This is a genomic window from Micromonospora deserti, assembly GCF_003236335.1.
In the GTDB taxonomy this organism is placed as follows: Bacteria; Actinomycetota; Actinomycetes; order Mycobacteriales; family Micromonosporaceae; genus Micromonospora; species Micromonospora deserti.
This window is the reverse complement of sequence record NZ_POUB01000295.1, coordinates 1-7,085: the sequence shown is the minus strand read 5'-3', so window position 1 is coordinate 7,085 and position 7,085 is coordinate 1. Positions and strand designations below refer to the sequence as shown.

Genomic DNA, 7,085 nt, shown 5'->3' with positions numbered 1-7,085 from the left:
CGCCGGGGGCGGGACGGGGCCCCGCCCGGATCAGGAACTGGTGATGGTGACGTTGTCCACAGCCGCCTCGACCAGGCTGGCGCCCGAGGCGTCCGCCGCCTCGACGAGAATCCGCACCGACTGCCCGGCGTACGGGGTGAGGTTCAGGGTCGACACCTGCCAGGCGGCGTCCCGGTCGGTCGCCGCGCCGGCCTGGGTGAGCAGGGCGGTGGTGCCGCCGTTGTGCACCAGGCTGACCCGGAGGTAGTCCGCGGAGGACGAGTTCGAGCCGTGGGCCAGGTACCAGGCCAGCGACAGGGTCAGGGTGCCGGTCGACGGCAGGGTCACCGCCGGGGACCGGGCGCTGGTCACCCCACCGTCGATGTCGTGGGCACCCGCCCCGGTGCCGGCGAGCCGGCCGGTGACCAGGTCGTTGCTGCCGGCGTACGGGGTGAGCTGCTTGGCCCCGCTGGAGTTGGTCGCCTCGGCGGCGCCCCGCTCCCACATCCCGGTGGTCGCGGTGTCGGTGCCGTTCGGGTTGGTCGTCCAGCCGGTCGCTGTCTCGAAGGTGTCGGACCAGACCGTGGTGCCGCCACCGGCGCCGCAGTACTGCGCCTGCTTGCCGATCGCCCGGTACGGGCAGTCGGCGTACTCGCTGAGGATCAGCACCGCCTCCCGGTTACGGGAGGTCTGCTGGGGGATCACCTCGTCGGGCGGGTAGAAGCCGCCACCGGTGGCCGAGCCCGGGTACAGCTCGAAGGTGTACGCCCAGATGTCGTGCACCCCCCACATCCAGTCGATGCTGTCGCCGTCGGTGATGTAGAGGTCACTGGACTGCTGCGGGGTGAACCCGTTGGTGGCCGCCATCTGCTGGCCGATGGTGGCGAAGGTGTTGTACTCGTCGGCGGTCATCCCGGTGGTGGTGTTGCTGTAGGTGTAGCCGAACGGCCAGAGCACCAGCTCCGAGTAGGTGTGGAAGTCGATGTTGGCCTTGATCTGCTGCGTGCCGCCGACCACCCGGCTGTTGACGAAGTCGCGCAGCGCCCGGGTCTCCGGCGCGGAGAAGGCCGACGGGCCGCGGTAGGTGTCCGACGACGTGAAGCCGGACGAGCCGCCGCAGCAGCCCCACTGGTAGGACCAGTTGCGGTTCAGGTCGGTGCCGACGTACGACGAGCCGCTGTTGGGCTGCCGGTTCTTGCGCCAGGACCGGTACGAGCCGGTGGCGATGTCGTACTCGCTGCCGTCCGGGTTGACCGTCGGCACGATCCACAGTTCCCGGGTGTTGACGATGTTGGTCACCCGGGAATCGGTGCCGTAACTGTCGGTGAAGAGGTTGAGCAGGTAGATGGCCATCTCGACGGTCAGGTGCTCGCGCGCGTGCTGCTGCGCGTTGAACAGGACCTCCGGCTCGCTCTCGTCCGTGCCGACGTTGTCGGAGATCTTCACCGCCATCAGGTCGCGGCCCTCGTGCGACGTCCCGATGCTGATCTTGCGCGCGATGGCGGGGTGGTCGGCGACCACCTTGTTCACCACGGCGGTCAGCTCGGCGTAGTCGTGGTAGTTCGAGTCGGCCGGCGGGAAGGCGTAGGTGCCGACGTCGCCGGCGGTGTTGCCCCGGTCGGTGGGCAGCGCGGCGACCGGCTCCAGCCGGAAGCCGAGCCGGGTGATCGCGGTCGCCTCGGCGCGGGTGGCAGAGACGTGCAGCACCCCGTGTTCGGAATAGTCGATCGAGGCGCCGGTGGCGGCGACCGCGCTGCGGTCGGCCAGTGTGCGCGGACCAAGCACCCGGTACGGCACGGTGGCCGGCTCGGCGGAGCGGTCCGGGGCCGACCGGGCGGATACCGGCCCGGCGGCGACGGCGAGCAGGCCGAGCCCGGCGGCGACCACGAGCGCCAGGTGGCGGCGGAAGGCGAGGGTGCGGAAGGCCATGGAAACCTCCTCGGAGGGCGGGAGATCCCGCACGGTGGAGGACACTCCACCACCGATCACATGGTCATATCAATATTCGTCACTGTTTTGCCCATGCCAGCCGGATCCTCACACCGGCAAGGATTTTCCATTCGTCGACCTATAGCGAAAGTTCCCTCCGAGCGCGAGACTGACCGGCAACGATCCGCCCGTACCCCGCGGAGGACCCATGACCGGACCACGCCTGCGCACGGCCGCCCTCGCTGCCGCCACCGCGCTCACCCTGCTCGGCACGACGACACCCGCCGGCGCCGCCACGCCGGTCGCGGCGGCCACCCGACCAGTGGTCCACGACGAACAGATCACCTTCCAGGACTGGTCGCGGTACCCCGACTGGCGGCAGGGCAACCACGCCGGCACCCGGGCGGTACCCGGCGCCCGACCGGGCCTCACCCTGGCCCGGCCGCTCGGCACCACCGACTACGCCGACCCGCACACCGGCCGGACCAGGAGCTGGGAGTACGCCACCTGGACCTCCCAGGTCACCCGGGTCGGATTCGACGCCACCGAGCTGATCGCGTCCTGGAACGCGGACACCCCGGCCGGCACCTGGATCCAGGTCGAGATGCAGGGCACGTACAACACCGGCGGCCAGACCCCGTGGTACGTCATGGGGCGGTGGGCCGAGGGAGACGCCGACATCAAGCGGACCAGCGTGAACCGGCAGGGCGACCCCTGGTCGACCATCTGGACCGACACCTTCAGCATCGACGACGCCGCGGCCGGAGTGCTGCTGCGGGCCTACCAGCTGCGGCTCACCCTCTACCGCGCCCCCGGCCAGCGGGCCGCGCCGGTGGTCCACACGCTGGGCGCGATGAGCTCGACCGTGCCGGACCGGTTCACCGTCGAACCCAGCGCCGGCGGGATCGCCTGGGGCGTGGAGCTGCCGGTGCCCCGCTACTCGCAGAACGTCCACACCGGCCACTACCCCGAGTACGACGGCGGCGGACAGGCCTGGTGCTCCCCCACCTCCACCACGATGGTGATCGAGTACTGGGGCCGGCGGGCGTCCGAGGAGGACACCGCCTGGGTGGACCCGACCTACCCCGACCCGACGGTCAACCACGCCGCCCGGATGGTCTACGACTACACCTACGACGGCGCCGGCAACTGGCCGTTCAACACCGCGTACGCCGCCAGCTTCCCCGGCCTGGAGGCGCGGGTCACCCGGCTGCACTCACTGGACGAGCTGGAGCGCTTCATCGCCGCCGGCATCCCGGTGGTGACCAGCCAGTCCTTCCTGGCCAGTGAGCTGGACGGGGCGGGTTACGGCACCTCGGGGCACCTGTTCGTGGTGGTCGGCTTCACCGCCGACGGCGACGTCATCGTCAACGACCCCGCCTCGTCCAGCAACGACGTGGTGCGCAACGTCTACCCGCGGGAGCAGTTCGAGCAGATCTGGCTACGGACCAAGCGGATCAACGCCAACGGCCGGGTGTCCGGCGGCTCCGGCGGCGTCGTCTACCTGATCAAGCCCGAACGCCTCCCCTGGCCCCACGTCCCCGGCTCCACCAACTGGTGACCCGCCCCGGGCCCACCCTCGGGCCCGGCCCGAGGTTGTTGATCAGGAGGTCTGCGTCCTCCCGGGTCCGCCCGGTGGCGCAGACCTCCTGATCACCGCGTCGGGTCGGGGTTGTCGTCGGGCCGCTGCTCATCGTCGCCGGCGAGGGCGGAGCGCAGGCGCTCCCGGTCGGCGCGGCGGCGCTCGGCGGCGGCGGCCATCTCCTCGGCCATCTCGTCCCGCCAGCCCCTGAGCAGGAAGAAGGAGAGCGCGGCGGAGAAGGCCAACGCCAGCATCAGCTTCAGGAAGATGTTCATGTCGATCGGCCAGAGGGCCGCCACCACGACGACGAACAGCCCGATCCGGCCCAGCGTGTACTTGACCGCCGCGCTCACGTTCCCACTCCGTTCTCCGCCGCCGGGCGATCCGGCGGAAGCCTCAGCCCGTCCGCCGGGCCAGCCAGCGGACGCCGTGGAACCAGACCACCGCGTACCCGAGGGTGAAGGCCGCCGCCCCCAGCCCCCCGGAGAGCAGGGACGGCAGGCCGGCGGCCAGACCGGCCACCACGAGCCCGGCGACCACCGAAACCGCGCCGGCCACCAGCGCCGCCACCACCCGCGCGGCGCCGAACTCCCAGGCCCGGAAGTCCTCCCAGTAGAGCCACGCCGGCAGGATCACCGCGAGCCAGCCGTTGGCCCGGCCGAACTCGCCGGCGCCGAACGAGGCGAACGCCCAGTCGAAGAGCAGCACCGCGAACAGGCCGACGACCAGCCCGGCCAGGCTCACCCCGAGCAGGTCGCCCAGGGTGACGACGCGCCCCTCGGCGTCGCGCCGGGGGAAGCCGCTCTGCTGCTCGGTCATGGCCCTACGAGGGTACGCGCCGGTCAGGCCCAGACCTGCTGCGGCTCGGCGCGGCGCTCGGCCAGCGTCGGCGCCGCGTCGTACTCACGGACCACCTCGTAGCGGGTGTTGCGCTCGACCGGTCGGAAACCGGCGTCCCAGATCAGGTGCAGCAGGTCGTCCCGGTGCATGGTGTTCGGAGTGCCGTACGCGTCGGCGTCGTGCGTGATCTTGTACTCGACGACCGAGCCGTCCAGGTCGTCCACGCCGAAGTTGAGCGACAGCTGGGCCACCGAGAGCCCGTGCATCACCCAGAAGCACTTCACGTGCGGGACGTTGTCGAAGAGCAGCCGGGAGACGGCGAAGGTCTTCAACGACTCGGCGGGGGACGCCATCGTGGTCCGCGCCTGGATCCGGTTACGGATCTTGCCGTCCGCCGAGTCGACGAAGTCGTGCTGGTAGCGCAGCGGGATGAAGACCAGGAAACCGCCGGTCTCGTCCTGCAGTTCGCGCAGCCGCAGCACGTGGTCGACCCGGTGCCGGGGCTCCTCGATGTGCCCGTACAGCATGGTCGACGGCGTCTTCATGCCCTTGCTGTGCGCCAGCCGGTGGATCCGCGACCAGTCCTCCCAGTGGCAGGCGTGGTCCACGATGTGCTGGCGGACCTCCCAGTCGAAGATCTCCGCGCCACCGCCGGTCAGCGACTCCAGGCCGGCGTCCATCAACTCGTCGAGGATCTGGTCGGCGCCCAGACCGCTGATCTTCTCGAACCACTGCACCTCGGTGGCGGTGAACGCCTTGAGCTTGACCTTCGGCAGCGCCGCCTTCAGCTCGCGCAGCACCTTCGGGTAGTAGCGCCAGGGCAGCGTCGGATGCAGGCCGTTGACGATGTGCAGCTCCGTGAGCTGCTCGTCCTCCATCTCCTTGGCCTTGCGGACGGCCTCGTCGATCCGCATCGTGTAGGCGTCCTTCTCACCCGGCTTGCGCTGGAACGAGCAGTACGCGCACGAGGCGGAACAGACGTTGGTCAGGTTCAGGTGCCGGTTGACGTTGAACATCACCCGGTCGCCGTTGAGCTCGGTGCGCCGGTGGTGCGCGAGCCGCCCCAGCCAGGCCAGGTCGTCGCTGTCGTAGAGGGCGATGCCGTCCTCCCGGGTCAGCCGCTCGCCGGCGTACACCTTCGCTTCGAGCTCACGCTTGAGTCCGGCGTCCATCGAAAGCCACGTCCCTTCCACCTGCGGTCCCGATCGAGCCTACGTCGGCCGTCCGACCCCCCGGCAGCACGGTCCGCCCCGACGACCCACGCACCCAACTCTCAGCCTGCTGTTACCTGACGACGCATCGACATGGCTGGCTCGGTGCGGTAAGACAGGGTGGGGCGCGACACACACTGGTAGCGTCCTCCCGGCCGCGCCCACCACCGCGGCACAGCAGCACCGGACGGGGAGCGGAATGGTCGACAGCGGGCACGGGCGATGGCAGCGACGACGGAGCCCGGTGATCTCGCCGGTGCTTCGCCCGATGCTCTGGTCCGCCCTGCTCGGCGCCGTCGCCGCCGCGGCCCTGGCCACCCCCGCGTACGCCGATCCGGCGCTGCCCACCAGCGTTCCGGACAGCGGCGTCCGGCCAAGCACGATCGGCACCCTGGTGCTGCCCGGCGGCGCGCCCGCGGTCGGCGGCCCGGGTGTCGGCGGCGCCCCCGTGGCCAACCTCGGCACCGGTCCACTCGCCGCCCAGATCTACGCCTTGGAGGCGCGGGTCGGGCAGCTCGGCGATCAGTTACTGCTGCTGCGGCAGAAGCGCGCCGAGGCCGAGACCCAGCTGGTCACCGCCGAGCGGGATCTCGGGCTCGCCCGGGACGCGCTGGCCCGCGCGCAGGAGGGCGCCGATGCGGCCGCCGCGGGCGCGCTGAAGGAGGCCGCGGCACTGCCGCCCGGCGACTTCGCCGACGACATCCAGGGGCTCAGCCGGCTCCAGCGGATCACCCGCGGCGAGAAGGTCGAGGGCGTCACCACCGCCGCGGCCGGCGAGCTGTCCCGGGCCAGCACCGGCGAGCAGGTGGCCTACCAGGCGCTGGTGGCGGCCGAGGCGCGGCTGAAGGGCGCCCGCGATGAGTACGCCGCCGGCGAGAAGGCCCTGCGCGACGAAGAGGCGAAGCTGGTCAAGCTCCGCCGGGACAACACCGCCCAGCTCATCGAGATCGAGCGCCAACAGGAGGCCGCCGAGCAGCGCCTCGGCGCCGGCTACCTCGGCAACGAGACCGCCAACGGGCTGGCCGCGCACCCCCGCGCGCTGGCCGCGGTCGCGTACGCCAAGGCCCAGCTCGGCGACCCCTACCTGTGGGCCGCCGAAGGGCCGGACAGGTTCGACTGCTCCGGCCTGATGTGGGCCGCCTACCGGTCGAAGGGCGCCGACTACTTCGACCTGCCCCGGGTCTCCCGTGACCAGTACTACGCCACCCGATCCCGGACCGTGGCGCGCACGGCACTGCTCCCGGGCGACCTGCTCTTCTTCGCCTCGGGCACCAGCTGGACGACCATCCACCACGTCGGGATGTACGTCGGCGGCGGGAAGATGATCCACGCGCCGACCACCGGCGACGTGGTCAAGATCTCGACGGTGCGGTGGTCCCGGCTCTACGCGGCCACCCGGGTGGTCGGGGCGGTGCCCGCGCCCGGGCCACCGCCACCCGCTGCTGCTGGCCGCCGGAGAGCTGATGCGGCATCCGGTCGCCGTACCCGGCCAGCCCGACCAGGGTGAGCACCTCCTCGACCCGGTCGCCCCGGCGGGCGGCCCG

General features: G+C 71.5%; 5 protein-coding genes and 2 pseudogenes. 2 read left to right on the top strand and 5 right to left on the bottom strand.

Annotated features, from left to right (window positions below; genetic code table 11):
* Window positions 1–30: 30 nt before the first annotated feature.
* On the bottom strand, window positions 31–1,908 hold the full coding sequence (locus tag C1I99_RS27320) for a M14 family metallopeptidase (protein ID WP_111137087.1): 1,878 nt from the start codon (window positions 1,906–1,908) through the stop codon (window positions 31–33).
* 208 nt (window positions 1,909–2,116) lie between these two features.
* On the opposite strand from C1I99_RS27320, the gene C1I99_RS27315 reads away from it, so the two are divergent.
* Window positions 2,117–3,469 (top strand): C39 family peptidase, encoded by a 1,353-nt coding sequence (locus tag C1I99_RS27315; RefSeq protein WP_111137086.1) that lies wholly within the window; start codon window positions 2,117–2,119, stop codon window positions 3,467–3,469.
* Between the two features lie 92 nt (window positions 3,470–3,561).
* Here C1I99_RS27315 and C1I99_RS27310 read toward each other — a convergent pair whose 3' ends face one another.
* The 3 genes from C1I99_RS27310 to mqnE are packed head-to-tail and all read right to left on the bottom strand — an operon-like array spanning window position 3,562 to window position 5,502.
* Window positions 3,562–3,843, bottom strand: a complete 282-nt coding sequence (locus C1I99_RS27310) for a DUF4229 domain-containing protein (RefSeq protein ID WP_111137085.1) — start codon at window positions 3,841–3,843, stop codon at window positions 3,562–3,564.
* 43 nt (window positions 3,844–3,886) lie between these two features.
* A complete protein-coding gene (locus C1I99_RS27305) occupies window positions 3,887–4,309 on the bottom strand; it encodes a hypothetical protein (protein WP_111137084.1) in 423 nt (140 codons plus the stop codon).
* Window positions 4,310–4,332: 23 nt separating this feature from the next.
* Complete coding sequence (gene mqnE, locus C1I99_RS27300; RefSeq protein ID WP_111137083.1) at window positions 4,333–5,502, bottom strand: aminofutalosine synthase MqnE; 1,170 nt, start codon at window positions 5,500–5,502, stop codon at window positions 4,333–4,335.
* Window positions 5,503–5,740: 238 nt separating this feature from the next.
* Between mqnE and C1I99_RS27295 the strand changes: the two are divergent.
* Window positions 5,741–6,979: pseudogene (locus tag C1I99_RS27295) on the top strand (C40 family peptidase); the annotation flags it as partial.
* On the opposite strand, the pseudogene C1I99_RS34260 reads toward C1I99_RS27295, so the two are convergent.
* Window positions 6,951–7,085, bottom strand: a pseudogene (locus C1I99_RS34260) (ATP-binding cassette domain-containing protein); the annotation flags it as partial. The pseudogenes C1I99_RS27295 and C1I99_RS34260 sit on opposite strands and share 29 nt — an antisense overlap.